We start from the raw sequence: 20537 nt of genomic DNA, 5'->3' as shown, positions 1-20537 counted from the left end.
GCCTTTGTGACGGTGCGCCTCATCAACCTCCGCCCGAAAAGCTAGAGGTTGATTATACGCAGTGATTCATGACCGGACGCGGCAACAGGCGAAACAAGATCAAGTATCCCTCATTTATAAATTGATTATTTATATCCATATTAATTGACAATCTCCCCAATATCACATCGAAACAACTGACAATTAACAGCAACAACTGTGGTAAATGTATCTAAACTACTGATAGAAAGCGTATTTGTCCCTATTCATGGAGTCATCGAAACTCAAATAACTAGCATCCTATCATGAGCACCCAGTGCATTGCTGTGGGTGGTCTGTGGTAGTGTGCGTGCGTGAACCGGGAGGCGCCCTGATGCGTCGTTTTGCGATCAGCGTCCTTTCTCTCACCCTCCCCGTCTCCTACGGGACGGCCGCGGATTTGCCCGAAACGGCACCTGCAGAATATGTGCAGATTTGCAATGCATTTGGCGAAGGCTTTTTTGTATTGCCGGGTACTGATACGTGTCTTCGGGTGGAGGGGCGCGTTCGGACAGAGTTGCGCTGGGACAACTTCGGTGATGAGCCCAATGCATGGGACAGACGGACACAAAACGCGACCACCATGCGCGCCCGTGGGTATGCTCGGCTGGATGCTCGCACGCAGACCGAATATGGCTTGTTGCGTGCCTATATCGATCTCTTTGCTACCGTGGATACGCCGAGCTTTTCGGAAACAACAGGAACAGTGGTTGACCGCCCATCCGATGACAACCAGCAAGGTAGTTTTGACCCTGCCGGGCGCACCAGTTTGGGGCTGGACTATGCTTTCGTGCAATTTGGCGGTTTGACTGCGGGAAAGACGCAGTCGTTTTATGATTTCTTCACCGGCTACGCCTTTGGCGCTGTAACTGCGACAGCGTATTCGGATGTCAAGCCATGGGTCGCTGCCTACACCCTGCCCCTGTCGCAAGGCATCTCGGCCTCACTTTCCTTCGAGGATCGGGCCTATCGCCAACAAGGGCTGTTTGTCGGGCCTTATCTCAATCTGGATCCGTCCTATAGTCAGGAATATGCTGGCCAGCGTTGGCCCGATGTTGTGGGAAATCTGCGCTTTGATGGCAGTTGGGGAAGCGCCCAGATCATGGGTGCCCTGCATGATGTCAGATATCTGTCATCGCTACCTGACGGCGATGTGGGATTTGCCATTGGCGGTGGTGTGAAGCTGAACTTGCCCTTCATGGGTGATGCTCGGTTCGCTCTGCAGTCTACCTACGCGTATGGGGCACTGGCCTATGCGCACAGCGATTGGGGCGCGACGGTTTATGATGCCAGTACCGTATTTCCAACCGGTGGCGGCAGCGCCCCACGGCGCGGCAGTGGTACGGGTGAAGCGTGGTCGGTGGTTGGCAGTTTGCAAAAGTACTGGAGTGGAACTTTTAGCACCGTCTTTGAAGCATCTTATGCTGAAGCGGACAACAAACTCTTTTGGGATGTGCAGCAAACAGATGTTCTTGCCACCGCGATCTGGACGCCAGTGAACAACGTTGAGATCGGCACCGAGGTCGGTTATCGCCATCTGGACTTCAACAACGCAACAGCACCCGGCGGGCCGCAACCAATTTCGCGTCCTCGCGATCAGGACATCATGACCTGGATGATCCGCGTTCAACGTGATTTCTAACCTCAGCCACCACTTTGCCGTTGGACCGGGATCTGCTCACCAGAAGATCGCAGGCTTCTAGACCGTTTTCGGTCACTTTCCGCGCCCTTGAAGGTATACCAAACGCCATAGCGCGGAACTGAACGCCCATCTTCACGGTTTCTTTCAAACGAACGAACGCACGAACGCATCCGGACGCACATTGCATCTGGACACGCACACAGGGCGCGAGATCGCGCACGCGGTGCAGCGCAGCTCAAAACTCCCCCGCCCCCGGCTTTCTCACAATGAATCCATACCGCCGTTGATACTGAACGGAAGTGCAGGTCACCACGCGAGCGGCAAGCACCTCACGATGCGCCCAGCCCGACGCCCCACACCGAAATGATCACAAACCAAACTCAATCATTACTTTCCATTACTTTATGTTTGATATTTTTTACCATAAACAACAAATCAGCAATCGGCGACTTCCAAGTCTCTTGATTCGTCCCTGAAGGCGTCCAATACCCCTTACTCGTCGACTCCCACCACTTATATCAGTCTCTGCGCCATCACCCACGAATCTCTTTAATAACAGATAGTTAAAGTAATTCAGGAGGCACCCACTCTATCATATTATGTAGTTCTGACAGTTTTGATGGAAAACCGTTGCAGGAATGAAACAGCTCCCCACTGACGATTACTTACCCTGCGTTATTTTTAATCGAGTTATTGATGATTAAGAGATCAGGTGCAATCAATTGGCACAGGGAATTCGCGTATCACAATAAAAACAGAGTTTGCTTGCTCTTATATTTTATTGAGACAAGTATAACGTGATTTTTACCTAGTAAAAGGAGTGGGTAAGGACCCAAACCAGGAGTCGAAAATGCGCAAACTTACACTTACTGCAGCAGCACTCGCTATGGGTGCAGTCCCCGCTTATGCGGCGGATCTTCCCGTCGCCCCGGAGCCCGTAGATTACGTCCAGATCTGTGACGCATACGGCGACGGTTACTTCTTCATTCCCGGCACTGAAACCTGCTTGCGGATCCGGGGTCGTGTCCGTGCTGAATACCGTTGGAATGACTTTGGTGATGCCCCCAACAACTGGGACCGCCGCACCCTGAACGACACATCGACCCGCGCTCGTGGTTACTTGCGGATGGATGCTCGTACGCAGACCGAATACGGCCTGTTGCGCGCTTACATCGACATGTTTGCCACCGTGGATACACCAACGTTCAGCGCCAACAGCAATGCAAGGCCCTCAACGGTTGTTGACCGGCCAAGCAATGACAATAACGTAGGATCATTCGGCTCTGCCGGTGGGACTTCGCTGACGCTGGATTACGCCTTCGTTCAGTTTGGCGGCCTCACCGTTGGTAAGGCCAAGTCGTTCTACGACTTCTGGACCGGTTATGCCTACGGTGCCATCACGACGGTTGCCTATTCCGATGACAACCCATGGGTTGCCGGTTACACGGCAGACTTCGGAAACGGCTTCTCGGCATCATTGGCCTTTGAAGACCGTTCGTTCCGTCAGCAAGGCCTGTACGTTGGCTCCTACCTGTATCCACAGCCTGCTGGCGGTCCTGCATACAGCCAAGGATACGGCGGACACCGTTGGCCCAACATTGTTGGTAACATTCGTGTGGACCAGGGCTGGGGTAGCGCTCAGTTGATGGGTGCGGTTCAGGAAGTTCGGTACCTGTCCTCCGTCGCAAGCGGAGAAGTGGGATGGGCTATCGGCGCCGGTGTTGAACTTGACTTCAGCAACTTCTTGAGCGGAACCTTCTTCGCCTTGCAGGGCGGATACGCCAACGGGGCTCTCGGCTACATCCACAGTGACTGGGGCGCAACCGTCTTTGATGCAACAGATATCTTCCCGACAGGACTTGTCGGAGAATCTACGCGCAATCAGTCCGGTACCTCTGAAGGTTGGTCCATCGCCGGTGGTTTCTACACCGAGTGGACACCTGAGTTCAACTCAGCACTTCAGCTGTCTTACGCCGAAGCTGACAACAAGAACTTCTACGACTTTGATCAGTTCGACTTGAACGCAAAAGTCGGTTGGACGCCGGTCAGCGGCTTCGAGATTGGTACGGAACTGGGTTACCGCAACATCTCCTTTGATAACGCGGTATCTCCCGGTGGGTCCACGCTCACCACGCCAAGTGACAATGACATCATCACTGTTCTCATCCGAGTTCAGCGGGACTTCTGAGGCCACTTAGCAGAACCCATCAGCCGCGCAGTCACCCTGCGCGGCTGAAAACGTTTAAGGGTCCGCTTATTCGACAACACACGCAAAGCCACCTGCACGCCTTGCTGTAAACATCAGTCTTTTGAATGAAGAATTGACCGGGATCAGGGATCAGGGATCAGGGATCAGGGATCAGGGATCAGGGATCAGGGATCAGGGATCAGGGATCAGGGTCAATTAACACGACCTGCGCCAATACAACCAGCGCCAGCCAGTTTTCCACTCCATGGGTAGCACGAATGCAGCAACCTCTGTATTCCTACCAGCCGGCCAACGCCGAGCAAGAAAGTGTTACAGATGCAACAGGCACTTGTCGCTCACCTTTCTGGAATTGCAAGCACAGGCAGGGCTCTTAACCGTCCCGGGTCGCACCAACCACAGCCTCACCTAAAACCTGTTCTTTCGTGTGCAACCCAGCACTCATCGCTGGTTCTTCTCACACTGATGAACAGCACGAAGGAACCGCAAACAACAGCAGGGCACACCGGAATACCGTTGCCTATTCGGCAGGCCCAACCAAGCACAGTAAAAAACGTCTGAAGCCGCGATTATAGTAGTGCGCTCAATCATCATATACCCGCAGAGCACCGCCTAATGCACCGCAAACTCGCACCACGGCACTGCTCCGGACAGGGATCCCTTGCAGTCGGAAATGCCTGGTTACGAACGCCCGAAGAGGCGCTCAATGTCGCTCAGCTTCAACTCAATCCAGGTAGGACGACCGTGATTGCACTGGCCCGACTTGGGTGTCACTTCCATTTCCCTCAGCAGCGCGTCCATCTCCTCAGGCCTCATGCGACGCCCTGCCCGCACAGATCCGTGGCAGGCCATAGTTGCGGCGACATGATCCAACTTTTCACGCAGCCGGGAGGAGGTTTCCCATTCAGCGAAATCATCTGCCAAATCCTTGATCAAGGCCTTGATATTGAGACGCTTGAGCATGGCAGGTGTCTCCCGAACCGCAATTGCGCCGGGCCCGAAGCGCTCCAACACCAACCCGACTTCCTCCAACTCAGCCGCGCGTTCTTCCAAAAGCCCCACTTCGTCCTCAGGCAGTTCGACAACTTCCGGGATCAACAACAGCTGCGTCGGCACCTTCTGGCTGGCCAGCTCGGCTTTCAGCCGTTCATAAACCAATCGCTCGTGGGCCGCATGCTGGTCGACGATCACGAGCCCATCCCGGGTCTGTGAGATGATATAGGTTTCATGGACTTGCGCGCGTGGCGCTCCCAATGGGAAAGCCTCACGATCGTCAGGCACGCCCTCGGCGAATGCACGAGCGTCAGCAGAGGGTTGTTCCAAGCTCTCAAAAGGCGCTTGCGCTTCGGCGACGCCTGAAGGTGCAACTGGAGCAGAGTGCTCAGTACCGCTGAAAAACGGTGTTTGACCAGCCGGTCCATGTGTTTCATTGGAGCTGCCAGCTTCAGGCCGAAAATCAGATTGCTGCCATGCATAATCACGCGGCGCATATTCCTCACGTGGCGGGCGATATGTGCTGGCACCGCTGTGGGTGCGGAATGGCGCCGCCGAACCGCCGGAGCCCCCCTCGCCAACCGGGCGCATGGCCTGCACCGTCGCCTGCGTGTTAGCCGTAGATGCCCGATGGCCCGAAGCCAAAAAAGCATGGCGCAACGCCCCAACAATCAAGCCTCGGACCAACTGACCGTCACGAAAGCGCACGTCGGCCTTTGCCGGGTGCACGTTGACATCGACATGTTGAGGGTCGAGCGCCACGTTCAGCACAACAACCGGATGACGATCGCGGGCCAAAACATCCGCATATCCAGCCCTCAACGCGCCAAGAAGGAGCTTGTCGCGAACCGGACGCCCGTTCACAAAGAAGAACTGGCTTTGCGCATTGGCCCTGTGAAACGTGGGCAGGCCTGCAAAACCGGACAAACGCACCCCTTCCCGTTCCGCATCGATTTCCAGCGCGTTTTTTGTAAAGTCCACGCCAAGTATCTGCCCAATCCGGGCCAGATGGGCATTGTCGCCCGTACAGGCCGGATATTCGGTATCGCGGCGATCGGGACCTGCCATGGAAAAACGGATGCCGGGGTTGGCCAGAGCGATGCGTTTGACCACCTCGTTGATGGCCATGGTCTCTGCACGATCCGTTTTCAAAAACTTCAGCCGCGCCGGTACGGAAAAGAACAGGTCCTTGACCTCTACCCGTGTCCCTTGATTCAGGGCAGCGGGCACAACGTCAGAATTCACACCGCCATTGACGTCAATCTTCCATCCATGCGGCTCGCTTTGATGGCGGGTTGAGATTTCCAACCGCGCTACAGACCCAATCGACGGCAGCGCCTCGCCGCGAAAGCCCATCGTGCGGATCAACAACAAGTCATCATCCATCAGTTTGGATGTGCAATGACGCTGCACAGCCAACGTAAGGTCCTGTTGTGTCATGCCCAAGCCATTGTCGGTAACGCGCATCATGCTCTTGCCGCCAGCCGCCGTGACCACCTCTATGCGGGTCGCGCCAGCGTCTACGGCGTTTTCGACCAGCTCTTTGATGACGCTTGCCGGACGCTCGATGACTTCACCGGCCGCGATCTTGTTAATCACCGTATCACTGAGCTGTTTGACGGCCATTCCGCCTCCATGAACTGACGTCTAAATGAAAACCGGGCTGGACTTTACCGCAGCGGTCGGCTACCCGATGCCTGCTGAGCTAAAACGGTTTAGCACGGGGCAAGACCCAAAAGCAGACCAAACTGACACTCATCACCAGACCCTTCAGGCTCTGAAGCAGGAGCGTGCGCATGTCCCCCATTCCTCTGATTAACGGTTTCTCTGAGATCTGTGAAGATTACGACGGCGTTCTTTGCGACGTCTGGGGCGTTCTTCACAACGGACAGCGCCCACGGCGCGGTGTGGTTGACGCACTGACGCGCTATCGCGAGCAGAAAGGCGGCCGAGTGGTATTGCTTACCAATGCCCCTCGCCCCAACACCTTTATTGCCGACCATCTACGTGCCATGGGAATCCCTGATAGCGCTTGGGATGACATCACGACCTCTGGCGATGTGGTCCGCCAACACCTGCGGGACACGCAGCCACGGGCGATTTACCATGTGGGCCGTGAAGACAATGCCAGCTCCTATATGGATCTGGGGCTTAAATTTACCGAGGCTGAGGATGCTGAACTGGTGCTTTGCACCAGTCTTTTCGATCGACGCAGCGAAACGCCCGAAGACTATCGTCCTCTGTTTGAGCCACTGATTGGGCGCGGCGTACCGCTGTTGTGCGCCAACCCGGATGTTGTTGCCGAACAAGGCGACAAGCTGGTGTGGTGCGCAGGCGCCTTGGCCAAGCTTTACGGCGAGATGGGCGGCAATGCGATCATCATGGGCAAACCCCATGCCCCCATCTATGATCTGGCGGTTGCGCGCCTTGCTGGCAAATGTGACCGGGCGCTGGACAGCAGCCGAATTCTGGCCATCGGGGATGGCATGCCAACTGACGTGAAGGGTGCGAACGGGCAACAGATTGATTGCCTGTTTGTCACGCAGGGCATTCATGCTGAAGCTCTCGGCGAACACCCGACAGCCGAAGATGTAACTAATCTCTTGTCGGAAAACGGGCTTCACGCAAAGGCAGCAATCAATCGTCTTGTTTGGTAAAACACACGCGTTACCACCCCAAAAAGGAAGCGGGCTACGGGCCCGCTCCGGCGCTTTTACGGGAAAAGCTTATCAATATCATCCTGACTTGAGCCGCTGTCGCCTCCCTTGTCATCCCCGTTCAACAAGGCATCGATGTCATCTTGCGACACCCCTTCGCCATTGTGCTGCGGGCCATGCAGAATCAGTTCCCGCGCGCGGCGCTCTTCGGGCGTTTCTTCATGCTGATGCTCTTCCTGTTCCTGCGCGAGCCGCATTTCTTCAATGAACTTGGATACGCGCTGATCGATGAAGTTCAGCGTATTCACAACCTTTGAGATGCGTTGGCCGGTAATATCCTGAAACGCACAGGCCTCAAAAATCTCCATCACCTGCTTGGTGACTTCCGCCTGATAGGCTTCGGCATCAGAGGTATCGGCCGCCATGATGGCTTCAGCCGACTCCATGATTGTATTGGTGGCTTCTTCCGTGGAGGTGACGATGGCATCCAGTTCACGGCCGGCTTCCGGAATGCGATTGTGCTTCATGTCTGAAACACGAAGTCGCCCGATCTCATCCTTCATCCGCTTGATTTCAAAGCTGATGGCTGAAAATTCATCGGTGATGGATGGACTTGTACTGTGCACCAGATCCCTGATGGAACTGGCCATGACCTCCGCCAACTTGATCACGTCATTCAACGTGACTTCCGTATTGCGGGTCCGGTTCTCTTCAAGGAATGCGATTACATTTTTCACATCGGCTTTCTTGATGGCCATTGATGGGTTCCTTCATGGGCAGCACAGACAATGGACAGACACACCTCACCTGTTTCCGTAAGATCGCAGCGATCCCGGAGGGGCCTTTCCTTGGGTTGATCCCTATGCCTCACGGTCAGGTCACGCATAAACCACGCCATATCGCTGGCGCGTGACCTCCATTTTCTCGAGACAGGACGCGTTCGCCAGTCTTATTCCGCAAACACGGCTTCGATTTTGCCTTTTAGCGTCTGCGCATTAAACGGCTTCACAATGTAGTTGTTCACGCCAGCCTTTTTGGCCGCGATCACGTTTTCCGTTTTGGATTCTGCCGTCACCATGATGAATGGCGTCTTGCTCAGGTTCGCATCTTGACGCACCTGTTTCAGCAACTCGTAGCCCGTTACCGGTTCCATATTCCAGTCAGAAATAACCAGGCCGTACCGACGCTGTTTCATTTTCTCAAATGCTTCAGCTCCATCCGCCGCATCATCAATGTCGCTGAAGCCGAGCTGCTTCAGCAAATTCCGGATGATCCGAATCATGGTCTTGTAATCATCAACAACCAGAATTGGCATCTGAAGATCAAGTGCCATGTACATCTCCATGTTGTCAGCTGGGCCTGCTTGCCCCACGCAATTCCTTAGGCCAGTCAACGGCGCAGCACCCACCCGGTCTACGTAGTTTGCGGGATGGGTCCGTTGACCTGCTCACTCGTGAACTATCACCCGCCTCTGAAGGTTAGGTTAATATTACAATTGCAGCTGTTCAGCGAATTAAAGCAATTGCAGTTTATTAACAGGGTGCGTACACTCGCCATGCTGCATTGCACCATTTTTCCTTCTCCCCCTCAGACTTCAGAGGATACAGCATGCTTCATCTACGCGCCCTATCCTACGAGGACCTGTATGTCGGCATGTCCGAAGAGCTGGTAAAAACCGTTAAGGCTCAAGACATTATCGGCTTTGCAGAGCTTTCGGGTGATCGCAATCCCATTCATCTTTCTCAGCATTTTGCTGCCAAAACGCCGTTCAAGACGCCGATCGCTCACGGTCTTTATACCGCGAGCCTTATCTCAGCCATACTTGGCACCCGACTTCCGGGCCCAGGTGCTATTTATTTATCTCAAACTCTAAATTTTAAGGCCCCTGTCCACATCGGAGACGAAATTCATGTGGTCGTGACAGTCGCCGAACTGATCGAAAAAGGGCACCGGGCCCGACTCACTTGCACCTGCACCGTGGGTGATACGATCGTCCTCGAAGGGGAAGCGCTGGTGAAAGTACCATTGGCAGAGGACGCCCCGGAAAAGCTTGAAGGGCACTAAACCTGTCTCTGGCGTGGCGCGTACTTCCGTTGCCAACAACATTGGCTTTTGGTGACGCTTGACGTAAACACTGCAAACCGGCAAGTGTCGCCATCACTCATGGCCTTAATCTGGGACTGTTTTTATGCACGCTGCGCCAGCCTCTACGAAACCGTTTCATCATATTACCGACCTCGCCTCGTTTCCGGAGGGGCTGAAGGGCGGGGTTGTTGCGATAGGAAATTTCGACGGCGTTCATCGTGGCCATCGCTCCGTGCTGCAGTATGCACTGGATGAAGCCGCGCGCCGCGGTGTACCTGCGCTGGTAATGACATTCGAACCGCATCCGCGCACGTTCTTCAAGCCTTCTGAACCAGTTTTCAGACTAACCCCAAGTCATGCCAAAGCAGAAATACTGAAAGCGCTTGGCTTCGATGGCTTGCTTGAACTTCCCTTTACGAAAGAATTTGCCGGCCTGTCCGCCGAGGCGTTTGTCCGCGATATCCTGATCGATACCATGGCGATCAGCGAGAGCATCACCGGCTATGATTTCCATTTCGGCAAAGCGCGCCAAGGCACCCCGCAGTTCTTGAAGGAGGCGGGCGACACCCATGGCTTCAGCGTGCGCATTGTCGACCCACAAGAAGACGAGAATCGTGAAGTCATTTCCTCTTCTCGGGTGCGCGCCGCGCTGGCAACAGGCGACATTGCGCTGGCAAATGCGCTTTTGGGCTACCGCTATTTCACCGAGGCCAAGGTACAGCACGGCGAGAAGCGGGGACGGGATCTAGGATATCCAACTGCCAATCTCGCACTGGCACCCAACGCGGAGCTGCGGCATGGCGTGTATGCCGTTCAGGTCAAGATCGAGGGTGAGGTTCACCCTGCGGTGGCATCGTTTGGGCGGCGCCCGACCTTTGACGATGGCGCGCCGTTACTGGAAGTGCATGTTTTCGACTTTGCGGGCGACCTCTATGACAAGATGCTAACGGTCTACTTCGTTGGCTTCATTCGCCCTGAAATGAAGTTCGACGGTGTTAACGCATTGATTGCCCAAATGGACCAAGATAGCGCAGAAGCGCGGGCCATGATCGCATCACTGCGTCCGCTTTCTGATCTGGATACCACTCTACCTCAAATGTAGGTGCGCCCCTCCGCGCCCGTCAAAGGACACTTCGGATGGCGATCAAGCGTTCAGCGCCTGCACAAACCGGGTTATTCAGCCCTGGACTTCAAGGCGTGTTGTTTTTCTGTTGCGGCCTGTTCCTGCTCTCCGGGTCGGACGGTGTGGTGAAGTACCTCTCGGACTACTTCTCACCGCTCATGATCGCGGTATTTCGGTTCGGCGTTCAAACAGCGATGGTGGTGGTCATTGCCTTTGCCAAAGGCATTCGCCTGTCAAACCTGTGGCGTGAGCTGACCCCTGTGCAGATTTTTCGCGCCAGTTTTCTGGTACTGGCCTCATTGCAATTCATTGTGGCCTTCAAATACCTGCCGCTGACCGACGTTATCGCCATCTTTTTCATTCAGCCCATGATCTTGACTGGCCTGAGCGCCGTGGTCTTGAAAGAGGACGTAGGGCCGCGCCGCTGGGCCGCCGTTTTATTCGGATTTATCGGAGTGCTGGTAATCGTCCGTCCGGGATCTGGCATTTTCGGCATCTATGCGTTGTTGCCAGTGGGCGCGGCAACCGCTTTTGCCTTGTATCTCATGATGACGCGCAAGCTCTCCGGACAAGCCTCCGTTTTGGGGGCGCAGTTGGCCATCGGCCTGACCGGAACAATAGTCATGGTCCCGGCTCTTCTTGTGATGATGGTTCTCGGCCTTGGGGAACCACCCGTTCTTGAAGCCCGGCCCGATAGCTGGCTCGTTCCCTCGTTTTTCCTTGTGTTCCTGGCCGCGTTCGCCCTGGCGGGCCAAGGCCTTTTGATCATGGCGTTCGAGCGAGCCTCCGCCTCCCTTCTTGCGCCACTCAGTTATGTAGAGATCATTTCAGCAACCCTGATCGGGTTCTTTTTCTTCAACGAGATTCCCGATACCGCCGTCTGGCTGGGCGTGGGCATTCTGGCGGCCAGCGGTATCTATCTGGCTCACAGAGAGCGGATCGCAGCCCGCGCCAACAAGATCAGCCCTCCCTGAGCGTGAACTGCTTGCAGCATTACGGTTGTTAAGACCGCATGTGACGAACCGGGTTAAAAGGCTTGCATTCGGCGCGCAACTTGGGCAAGCCACAGGTATCGCTTCGTCGCTGGCCGACGCCTGTCACTCCATTGCACTGTTAGAAACCATGTCCCGTTCCACTCCTGATAGTGGCGCTCCGAACGCCAACGTACTCTCCGGCATTCTGTTGATGATGGCGGGCATGTCCATTCTGCCGGCGATGGACGCTACCGCGAAGTATCTGGCAGACTATGTTTCTCCGGTACAGGTCGCCTTTGTCCGCTTTGCCCTGCAAAGCCTGTTTGCCTTGGGTCTGGGCCTGTGCTTTGGCCGCAGTGTCGGCTCGATTGTGCGTGAGATGAACCGCCTGCAGCTGATCCGCGGCAGCTGTCTGGCAATCGCATCACTGTTTTTCTTTAGCGCTGTCAAATACATGCCGCTGGCCGATGCGATCGCGATCTTTTTTGTGCAACCCATGATCCTCACGGTTTTTTCCGCAGTCTTCCTGAAAGAACAAGTGGGAATACGGCGCTGGTCTGCCGTTGCAATTGGCATGGTGGGTGCATTGATCATCATTCGACCCGGAACCAATGCGTTGGGGCTCTACTCGCTGCTCCCGCTTTGCGCCGCAACTTCCTTTGCGACCTACCTGATGTTCACCCGCAAGCTTTCAGGATCCACAAGCCTTTTGGGAACGCAGTTTACCGTTGGCCTGTCAGGCATCGTCTTGCTGGGACCGCTGGTATTGATCGCGTCTCTTCTCGATTTTGCACCAGCGGCCTGGACCACACCGCCGATGGACGTGATGCCTCTGTTCCTTCTTGTTGCCGCCATTTCTCTTGTGTCCCACGGTTTGGTTGTCATGGCCTTTGAGCGCGCGCCCGCGTCAGCCCTTGCACCATTGAACTACACCGAAATAATCAGTGCCACGTTGATCGGGTACCTGGTGTTTGGCGACATCCCTGAGTCATCCGTGTGGATTGGTGTGGCCTTGATAGCAGGAGGTGGCATTTACATCGCATACCGCGAACGCAAGGTGGCCAAAGCTCAACGCGCTACGCAATAGCCACAAGCACACGCGTGTGACTTGAGGTTTCCTGGATGAGCCGATGAGTTTCGCTGAGAGGAAATGAGGGCAAGCCTGAAGACAGGCCTTTATTCCTGCCGAAATCGCTGCTAAATGCACTGCTTATGTTGCGTGAACTGGTAAATCTGATGAGTTCCTGTCTAGCTATACATATTGGAGCCGCATTTCGAATTATTGGCCCGGCCTTCCGTGGCTGCGCACACTGACGCGCCCAGAAGGACCGGGAAGACAAGGCCTGCGCCGAAACGCGTGCGGCCCCACGAACGCATTTACAGCGCATTTTTGCGCTTAATCTCCAGAATACAGAGGGCCAAGAGCCCAGAACTGCGGATCTATTAAGATGACCGAGACCGTGAGCCGCGATTATTCCGAAACGCTCAATCTGCCAAAAACCGATTTTCCCATGCGGGCGGGCCTGCCAAAGAACGAGCCCAAGATCCTGAAACGTTGGGAAGATCAGGACCTTTATCGTGTAATGCGTCAGCAGGCTGCGGGCAAACCCAAGTTTATCCTGCATGATGGACCTCCCTATGCCAATGGCAACATCCACATCGGCCACGCCCTGAACAAGGTGCTCAAGGATATCGTGACCCGTGCCATGCAGATGCAGGGATACGATTCCAATTATGTACCGGGATGGGACTGCCACGGACTGCCGATCGAATGGAAAATCGAAGAGCAGTATCGCAAAAAGGGCAAAAACAAGGATGCAATCCCGGTCAACGAGTTTCGTAAGGAATGCCGCGATTTTGCAGCCAAGTGGATCGATGTACAGCGCGACGAGTTCAAGCGGTTGGGCATCGAGGGCGACTGGGACAACCCATACCTGACGATGAACTTCGACAGCGAGGCGATCATTGCCGAGGAACTGATGAAGTTCGCCATGTCCGGACAGCTGTACCGCGGCTCCAAGCCAGTCATGTGGTCGGTTGTTGAGAAGACAGCTCTGGCCGAAGCCGAAGTGGAGTACCAGGATCACGAATCCCACACGATCTGGGTAAAATTCCCGGTTTTGACCGGCGACGACAGCCTTGTTGGCAAAAACGTGGTGATCTGGACCACGACTCCGTGGACGATCCCGGCCAACCGCGCTGTCTCGTTCTCCCACTCCATCTCCTATGGCCTTTACAAGGTGACCGAGGCTCCGCAAGACAACTGGGCAAAAGTCGGAGAAGAGCTTGTTCTGGCCGACAATCTGGCGGCAGACGTGTTCAAGGCGGCTCGAGTTGAAGCTTTCGAGCGCGTTGCAGATGTTGATCCCTCCAAGATCGAATTCTGCGGCCACCCGTTCCGTGGTGCAGAAGGCGCCGATGGTTACTTCGACTTCTACGTGCCGATGCTGGCCGGTGACCACGTTACTGATGACGCAGGTACGGGCTTTGTTCATACCGCTCCGGGTCATGGTGCGGACGACTTCCAGATGTTCCTGGAAAACCGGGCAACGTTTGCAAAGGCTGGTACGGAACAAGTTCCACTCACCGTACAGGAGGATGGCTCTTACTACCCGCATGTGCCGTTGTTTGAGGGCCACTACATCCTGAACCGCAAGGGCGGTGAAGGTACCACCAACAAGGCAGTCATCGACAAACTGCTTGAAGTTGGCGCTCTGATTGCACGCGGCAAAGTAAAACACTCCTATCCGCACTCGTGGCGCTCCAAGGCTCCGTTGATCTTCCGCAACACCCCCCAGTGGTTTGTCTACATGGACAAGGAACTGGAAGGTGAAGGCGACACTCTGCGGGCCCGGGCTCTCAAGGCCATTGCGGAAACACGATTTGTGCCGGTCAGCGGCCAACACCGCATTCACAACATGATCGAGAGCCGTCCCGATTGGGTCCTTTCGCGTCAACGCGCCTGGGGTGTTCCAATCACGATTTTCGTGAACAAGGCGACAGGCGAAATCCTGCAGGATGAAACGGTCAATGCCCGTATCAGCGCCGCATTCCGCGAAGAAGGTGCCGACGCCTGGTTTGCCGAGGACGCCAAGGAGCGCTTCCTTGGGAACGACTATAGCTCTGATGATTTCGAGAAGGTGGATGACATTCTCGACGTCTGGTTCGATTCAGGATCAACCCATGCCTTCTGCATGGAGCCCCGGGAAGACCTGAACCCGAACCGCAAGGGCCTCGGCGGTGAAGACTACGTGCTGTATCTGGAAGGCACCGACCAGCACCGCGGCTGGTTCCACTCATCGCTGCTGGAGAGTTGCGGCACGCGCGGCCACGCCCCTTATGATGCGGTTCTGACCCATGGTTTCACCATGGATGAGCATGGGCGCAAAATGTCCAAGTCGCTTGGCAACACGGTGGCACCGCAGGACGTGATCAAGCAATACGGCGCAGATATTCTGCGCTTGTGGGTGGGATCGGTTGACTATGCCGAAGACCAGCGTATCGGTCCGTCCATCATCAAGACCAATGTGGATTCCTATCGGAAACTGCGCAACACGCTTCGTTTCATGCTCGGCTCTCTGGCGCACTACAAAGGTGACGAAGTCGCCGTCGCCGACATGCCGGAGTTGGAGCAGCTGATGCTGCACCGATTGGCCGAGTTGGACAAGCTGGTGCGAGACAGCTACCACGCTTTTGACTTCAAGCGCGTGTTCTCGGTGCTGTTCAACTTCATGACTGTTGAACTGTCCGCGTTCTATTTCGATGTTCGCAAGGATGCGCTGTATTGTGACCCGCTGTCATCCGTCAAACGCAAGGCTTCGCTCTATGTCATAGAGCAGCTGTTCCGTCATCTGGTGACCTGGATGGCCCCAATCCTTCCGTTCACGACGGAGGAATGCTGGACCCACCGTTATGGCGAAGACGTCGGCTCGATCCATCTGGAACAGTTCCCGCAAGTCCCAGCGGAATGGCGCAATGACACCCTTGCGGCAAAGTGGGTGAAGGTGCGCAAAGTACGCCGTGTGATCACTGGCGCGCTGGAAGTGGAACGCCGCGAGAAGCGGATTGGTGCCTCTCTGGAAGCTCACCCCGTGGTCCATGTGACTGATCCGGAGCTGCTTGCGGCTCTTGAGGGGCTGGATATGGCCGAGATCTCCATTACATCTCAGTTGACACTCTCCAGCGAACCGACCAGCGCAGAAGCCTTCCGTCTTGAAGACGTGGCCGATGTTGCAGTGGTGCCGGGTCTGGCAGAGGGCAAAAAGTGTGCTCGCTGCTGGAAGATCCTGCCGGAGGTTGGAACAGATGCGGATTATCCTGAGTTGACCTTGCGCGATGCTCAGGCCATGCGCGAACTGGAAGGCGCGGCCTAAGCCGCGTCATTCCTTCAAGCCTTGAGGGATGGAACCCTGACACAACGGTTTTTCTGGGGGCGCTACAGCTCCTTAATCGCTTGGCTCGCCAGTGTCGGCCTGATCCTTGATCAGGCCGCCAAAATCTGGGTGGTGCACATTTACCGTATGGCGGAAAACCCACCCATTCACCTTCTCCCCTTCATTGACATTATCCTTGTCTGGAATCGCGGCGTTTCTTATGGCCTGTTCCAGATGGACTCGCCGTTCGGGCGGTGGGCGCTGGCGTTGTTTACGATTGCAGCCTCCGTTTTCATCTGGATTTGGGGCGTGCGCACCAAGGACAGGCTGCTGTCCATCTGTTTGGGATTGATCCTTGCCGGTGCTTTGGGAAATGGCATTGACCGGGTCTACTATGGAAAGGTGGTGGATTATGTGCATTTCCACGTCGGCAACTTTTCGTGGTATGTATTCAACTTGGCCGATGTGTTCATCGTGATGGGTGCCATTGGTCTGATTTACGACAGCTTTTTTTCTGGGAACTCTAGAAAAGACGGGCCCTAATGCTGCCGCAAAAGCTGCTATAAATGAACGGTAGGGGCAAACAGGCAAGCGCTTTTACTCAGTCTAAGCTTGACGTCATGCAAGTGGATGGTGCATGCCTTTTGTCACGCTGATCGCACGCTTGGGAGCTGGCGTGCATGAGCAGATGGGCCCTGTTGCTGCAATCAAGGATTTTTAAAGTGCAGAACCGAACCACGAAATTTATCTTGCGAACCTCTGTTCTGTGCGCCATCGGGCTGGGACTGGCTGGCTGCATGAGCGCTGACAATTTCAGCGACGGCACCGAAGATCCAGAGGCAGGATTGAGCGGCGCGGTTCAACGGCTGCTCATTGGCACGAGCGGCAGTGTGGAGCCCATAGAATATACAGAGCGCGGATCTTTGGTGATGCCGCCTGATGTCGAAAAACTTCCAAATCCGGAGGAAGGCGACTTGACGGCCAAGGCTGAAAACTGGCCGGAAGATCGGCGCGCAGCCGAAATCGCCAAACTGCGCGAGTTTTACAAAGTCGAGCCGGGTGACCGCCTGACCGCGGAACAACTCGAAGGCCACCGGGCGCTGCGCGAGCAATATGGCGAACGGCGTGAACGCCGCGAACGCGACTATGAGGCGGAGCGCCGGGAACGCGAGCTATTGGATGGAGACCGCTTGTCACCCGATGAACTCAAAGAGCTGCAAGCACGGTACCGGGCTGCAAAGGGTGAGAAAGTGGCAGAGACGACTGACTTCTGCATCAAGAACCCTGAGCAATGCAAGCCGCAACGTCGATACCTGACCGAACCGCCGCTGACCTACAGCACGCCGGTTGCAGGTTTTGAAGTCAAAGCCCCCGAGGTGAACAAGGGCGATGAAATCCGTGCCCGCCGGGAGCAGGAAGCCATTGAGGCCGGCAAGCCGATTGATATGAGCCAGTACGACTAACCAGCTCATACCCTTGAGAGGTTTTCACAAAGTTTCGGGCGCTGGGGGTAACTCAGCGCCCTTTTTTGTTCCGTTCTCACCATTTTGAAAGCGGTCGCCTCCTAGATTACGAAAAATTCACGGGCCGTGGCCTGCGTTTCACCTTATATCCATGGCATGCACTGAGTTTGCAGCAACATTGAAGGAGATTGTTTGTGGTTGGCATATCAAAAGTGAAAAGAGCCGCTGCCCTCCTCATCCTGTCATTTGGATTAGCCATGCCGGCGTCGGCAGAGCCCGTTCAGCTGTTGGATGCGAGCGCCATGAGCGACATTCGCATCGGTGGTGAGGTTTTTGAAGGCGAGCTGGAAAATGGGCTGAAGGTTGTTGTGATCCCTGATCACCGTGCGCCCGTGGTGACCCATATGGTTTGGTACAAAGTGGGCGCAGCAGATGAGCCTGCGGGGCAATCCGGCATCGCCCACTTCCTCGAGCATTTGATGTTCAAGGGCACAACAAATCACCCTGAGGGTGAGTTCTCAGCCATGGTTTCATCTGTCGGTGGCCGTGAGAATGCCTTTACTTCTCAAGATTACACCGCCTACTTCCAGCAAGTGGCGAAAGAGCACCTGGAAACCATGATGTCGTTTGAGGCGGACCGTATGGAAAACCTGGTGCTTACGGATGCGCAGATCATCCCGGAGCGCGACGTGGTTCTTCAAGAGCGCGCCCAACGGGTTGATCGCAATCCGGGGGCTCGTCTGTCCGAAACCGTTGATCACATGATGTTTCCCAATCATCCCTATGGGATACCGGTAATCGGATGGGAAAATGAAATCCGGCAATTGGACAAGGATGATGCCATCGGCTTCTACAATCGATACTACACGCCCAACAACGCAGTATTGGTTGTGGCAGGTGACGTGACACCTGATCACGTGATGGAGTTGGCTGAGCGCACGTATGGTCAGGTTGAACGCCGAGCCGAGCCCGGTGAACGGATCCGGTCCCAAGCTCAATCCCTTCCCGGCATTCAGAAGGTGACACTCAGCGATCCACAGGTCGCACAGCCCACCCTGCAGCAAGGCTGGCTGGTCCCCAGCTACAATACGGATACGGACGGGGATGCGGCAGCTCTGGACGTGCTGGCCGATGTACTCGGCGGTGGCACCAACAGCCGTCTTTACAAGCAACTTGCCGTGCAGGACCAATTGGCAACCGAGGTTGGCAGCTGGTACCGCTCTACGGCTCTGGATTCGGGAGAGTTCAAGATCTACGGCGTTCCGAAGGAGCCTCAGAACCTGAATAAGCTGGAAGATGAAATCCAACGTATCGTTCAGGATGTCATAACCAACGGCGTCAGTGCCGATGAAGTGGCTCGCAGCCAGCGGTCCATGCTCGCGTCCACCATCTATGCTCAAGATGACCAAAGCACCATGGCGCGGATCTTTGGAAGTGCACTGACAACAGGGTCCACGGTGGAACAGGTGCAAAGCTGGCCCCAGTTGATTGCTGCGGTTACGCCCGAGGACGTGCAGCGCGTTGCCGCTAAGTACCTCGACGGCTCCTCAGTGAAGTCCTATTTGCTACCGGCTGAACAAACCGCCGCAGCCACCCCTGTAACTCAATAGTCCGGAGATCCCATGTACATTCAAGTTGCATCAAAATGGCCATCTCTGAACCGGAAGGTGATGGGCTTCGTCGTCGGCGGTCTCGCCTTGTGCGGCCTCTCCATTACGCCAGCCAGTGCCATTGAAATCCAGCGCGTCGAAAGTCCCGGTGGCATCGAGGCATGGTTGGTTGAAGACTATACAGTACCGATCGTGGCCATGGAGTTCTCATTTGAGGGTGGCACAACCCAAGACCCGGCTGACAAGCTCGGCGTCACTTCGCTGTTGAGCATCATGCTGGATGAGGGAGCGGGCGAGCTTGATTCACAAGCCTTTCAGCAAAAGCTGGAAGACTTGACGATGAGCCTTTCCTTTAGTGCAGGTCGAGATAATTTCTACGGCTCCTTCAAGACGCTGAGCGCCAACAAGGACGAAACCACCGACCTTTTGAAGTTGGCACTCACAGATCCGCGTTTTGACGCTCAACCATTGGAACGCATGAAAGCCAAAACCATAGCCGGTATTGAGCGCGCGCTCAAACGGCCGGATTCCGTTGCGGCTCTGGCTTTCACGAAGGAGCTGTTTCCGGAACACCCCTATGGCTGGCCGCGCTCTGGCACGGTTGAGAGCGTTTCAAACCTGACCAGCGCGGACCTGGAAGCACAGCACACAAAGATTTTCGCTCGCGATGGGTTGAAGATCGGTGTTGTCGGGGCCATCAGCGCTGAGGACCTATCCCCTCTCCTCGACAAGGTGTTTGGTGAGTTGCCAGAAGCAGGCAGCCTGACCCAAATTGAGGAGGTTGAACCTGCCACGGGCGTCGTCAAGCACCTGCCTTTCGACACACCGCAAACTTCGATTCAGTTCGCCATGCCCGGTTTGAAGCGGGATGATCCTCAGTTTATGGAGGCATTCGTAGCCAACCACATTCTTGGCGGCGGCACGTTCTCCTCCTGGCTTTACAACGAAGTGCGGGAAGAGCGCGGCTTGGCGTACTCCGTAGGCTCGTATCTTGTACCACGAGATCACACAGCGCTCTGGATGGGCTATACGGGAACCGCAGGCGAAAAGGCACCCGAAGCGGTTGAGATCATCACTGATCAGATCAAACGGCTTACAAAAGAAGGTCCCAGCCCGAAAGAGCTGCAGGAAGCCAAAGCATACCTGACCGGCTCATACGCGCTGAGTTTCGATAGCTCCAGTTCCATTGCCAACCAGTTGGTGGGCATTCAGAACGCGAATCTGGGCATTGATTACATCAACGAACGCAATGATCTGATTGAGAATGTGACATTGGAGGGGGTGAAGGCTGCGGCACAAAATCTACTGTCGGGCGTTGAACCCTCTGTGATCACTGTGGGACCGTTTGGCGCCGAGCAGACGGACCCAATACAGTAGGCCTCTCAAATCTCAG

At 55.3% G+C, this 20537-nt stretch carries 15 protein-coding genes; 12 read left to right on the top strand and 3 right to left on the bottom strand.

Annotated elements, in window-relative coordinates; all coding sequences use genetic code 11:
• Positions 1–352 precede the first annotated feature (352 nt).
• Together G512_RS0115460 and G512_RS0115455 are read left to right on the top strand one after the other, a co-directional pair.
• Positions 353–1660: a porin gene (locus tag G512_RS0115460; RefSeq protein WP_028482497.1), complete on the top strand. Its 1308-nt coding sequence runs from the start codon at positions 353–355 to the stop codon at positions 1658–1660.
• An 850-nt stretch (positions 1661–2510) separates the two neighbouring features.
• On the top strand, positions 2511–3848 hold the full coding sequence (locus G512_RS0115455) for a porin (RefSeq protein ID WP_028482496.1): 1338 nt from the start codon (positions 2511–2513) through the stop codon (positions 3846–3848).
• 699 nt (positions 3849–4547) lie between these two features.
• On the opposite strand, the gene mutL is transcribed toward G512_RS0115455, so the two are convergent.
• A complete protein-coding gene (gene mutL / locus G512_RS0115450) occupies positions 4548–6485 on the bottom strand; it encodes a DNA mismatch repair endonuclease MutL (protein ID WP_028482495.1) in 1938 nt (645 codons plus the stop codon).
• Between the two features lie 170 nt (positions 6486–6655).
• Here mutL and G512_RS0115445 point away from each other — a divergent pair, with 170 nt between their 5' ends.
• Positions 6656–7516 carry a TIGR01459 family HAD-type hydrolase gene (locus tag G512_RS0115445; protein WP_036489873.1) on the top strand — a complete coding sequence of 287 codons (861 nt, stop codon included), beginning with the start codon at positions 6656–6658 and terminating at the stop codon, positions 7514–7516.
• Between the two features lie 56 nt (positions 7517–7572).
• Here G512_RS0115445 and G512_RS0115440 read toward each other — a convergent pair whose 3' ends face one another.
• Positions 7573–8274, bottom strand: a complete 702-nt coding sequence (locus G512_RS0115440) for a protein phosphatase CheZ (RefSeq protein ID WP_208975036.1) — start codon at positions 8272–8274, stop codon at positions 7573–7575.
• A 191-nt stretch (positions 8275–8465) separates the two neighbouring features.
• Positions 8466–8849 (bottom strand): response regulator, encoded by a 384-nt coding sequence (locus G512_RS0115435; protein WP_028482492.1) that lies wholly within the window; start codon positions 8847–8849, stop codon positions 8466–8468.
• 275 nt (positions 8850–9124) lie between these two features.
• Here G512_RS0115435 and G512_RS0115430 point away from each other — a divergent pair, with 275 nt between their 5' ends.
• The 9 genes from G512_RS0115430 to G512_RS0115385 all read left to right on the top strand — a co-directional run bounded on the left by G512_RS0115430 (position 9125) and on the right by G512_RS0115385 (position 20521).
• Positions 9125–9580 carry a MaoC family dehydratase gene (locus tag G512_RS0115430; protein WP_028482491.1) on the top strand — a complete coding sequence of 152 codons (456 nt, stop codon included), beginning with the start codon at positions 9125–9127 and terminating at the stop codon, positions 9578–9580.
• Between the two features lie 124 nt (positions 9581–9704).
• Positions 9705–10703, top strand: a complete 999-nt coding sequence (locus G512_RS0115425; RefSeq protein ID WP_028482490.1) for a bifunctional riboflavin kinase/FAD synthetase — start codon at positions 9705–9707, stop codon at positions 10701–10703.
• Positions 10704–10738: 35 nt separating this feature from the next.
• The gene (locus G512_RS21405) at positions 10739–11698 is read left to right on the top strand and encodes a DMT family transporter (protein WP_051269442.1); all 960 of its coding nucleotides are present in this window, start codon (positions 10739–10741) and stop codon (positions 11696–11698) included.
• 40 nt (positions 11699–11738) lie between these two features.
• The gene (locus tag G512_RS0115415; RefSeq protein ID WP_208975035.1) at positions 11739–12785 is read left to right on the top strand and encodes a DMT family transporter; all 1047 of its coding nucleotides are present in this window, start codon (positions 11739–11741) and stop codon (positions 12783–12785) included.
• A 361-nt stretch (positions 12786–13146) separates the two neighbouring features.
• A complete protein-coding gene (gene ileS, locus G512_RS0115410; protein ID WP_028482488.1) occupies positions 13147–16071 on the top strand; it encodes an isoleucine--tRNA ligase in 2925 nt (974 codons plus the stop codon).
• Positions 16072–16092: 21 nt separating this feature from the next.
• On the top strand, positions 16093–16614 hold the full coding sequence (gene lspA / locus G512_RS0115405) for a signal peptidase II (protein ID WP_178378262.1): 522 nt from the start codon (positions 16093–16095) through the stop codon (positions 16612–16614).
• 137 nt (positions 16615–16751) lie between these two features.
• Positions 16752–17534: a hypothetical protein gene (locus G512_RS0115395; protein ID WP_143181447.1), complete on the top strand. Its 783-nt coding sequence runs from the start codon at positions 16752–16754 to the stop codon at positions 17532–17534.
• 257 nt (positions 17535–17791) lie between these two features.
• Positions 17792–19144 carry a M16 family metallopeptidase gene (locus G512_RS21400; RefSeq protein ID WP_051269517.1) on the top strand — a complete coding sequence of 451 codons (1353 nt, stop codon included), beginning with the start codon at positions 17792–17794 and terminating at the stop codon, positions 19142–19144.
• 12 nt (positions 19145–19156) lie between these two features.
• Complete coding sequence (locus G512_RS0115385; protein ID WP_028482485.1) at positions 19157–20521, top strand: M16 family metallopeptidase; 1365 nt, start codon at positions 19157–19159, stop codon at positions 20519–20521.
• Positions 20522–20537 lie beyond the last annotated feature (16 nt).

Source organism: Pseudovibrio exalbescens DSM 16456 (assembly GCF_000422785.1).
Lineage (GTDB): Bacteria > Pseudomonadota > Alphaproteobacteria > Rhizobiales > Stappiaceae > Pseudovibrio > Pseudovibrio exalbescens.
The sequence above is the reverse complement of the archived record's forward strand: the minus strand, read 5'-3'. Positions and strand labels throughout refer to the sequence as shown.

Bases quoted from the DNA above. Each gene is read 5' to 3' on its own strand.
- G512_RS0115460 (WP_028482497.1), top strand. From the start codon at position 353: ATGCGTCGTTTTGCGATCAGCGTCCTTTCTCTCACCCTCCCCGTCTCC.
- G512_RS0115455 (WP_028482496.1), top strand. From the start codon at position 2,511: ATGCGCAAACTTACACTTACTGCAGCAGCACTCGCTATGGGTGCAGTC.
- mutL (WP_028482495.1), bottom strand. From the start codon at position 6,485: ATGGCCGTCAAACAGCTCAGTGATACGGTGATTAACAAGATCGCGGCC.
- G512_RS0115445 (WP_036489873.1), top strand. From the start codon at position 6,656: ATGTCCCCCATTCCTCTGATTAACGGTTTCTCTGAGATCTGTGAAGAT.
- G512_RS0115440 (WP_208975036.1), bottom strand. From the start codon at position 8,274: ATGGCCATCAAGAAAGCCGATGTGAAAAATGTAATCGCATTCCTTGAA.
- G512_RS0115435 (WP_028482492.1), bottom strand. From the start codon at position 8,849: ATGGCACTTGATCTTCAGATGCCAATTCTGGTTGTTGATGATTACAAG.
- G512_RS0115430 (WP_028482491.1), top strand. From the start codon at position 9,125: ATGCTTCATCTACGCGCCCTATCCTACGAGGACCTGTATGTCGGCATG.
- G512_RS0115425 (WP_028482490.1), top strand. From the start codon at position 9,705: ATGCACGCTGCGCCAGCCTCTACGAAACCGTTTCATCATATTACCGAC.
- G512_RS21405 (WP_051269442.1), top strand. From the start codon at position 10,739: ATGGCGATCAAGCGTTCAGCGCCTGCACAAACCGGGTTATTCAGCCCT.
- ileS (WP_028482488.1), top strand. From the start codon at position 13,147: ATGACCGAGACCGTGAGCCGCGATTATTCCGAAACGCTCAATCTGCCA.
- G512_RS0115395 (WP_143181447.1), top strand. From the start codon at position 16,752: ATGAGCAGATGGGCCCTGTTGCTGCAATCAAGGATTTTTAAAGTGCAG.
- G512_RS21400 (WP_051269517.1), top strand. From the start codon at position 17,792: ATGCCGGCGTCGGCAGAGCCCGTTCAGCTGTTGGATGCGAGCGCCATG.
- G512_RS0115385 (WP_028482485.1), top strand. From the start codon at position 19,157: ATGTACATTCAAGTTGCATCAAAATGGCCATCTCTGAACCGGAAGGTG.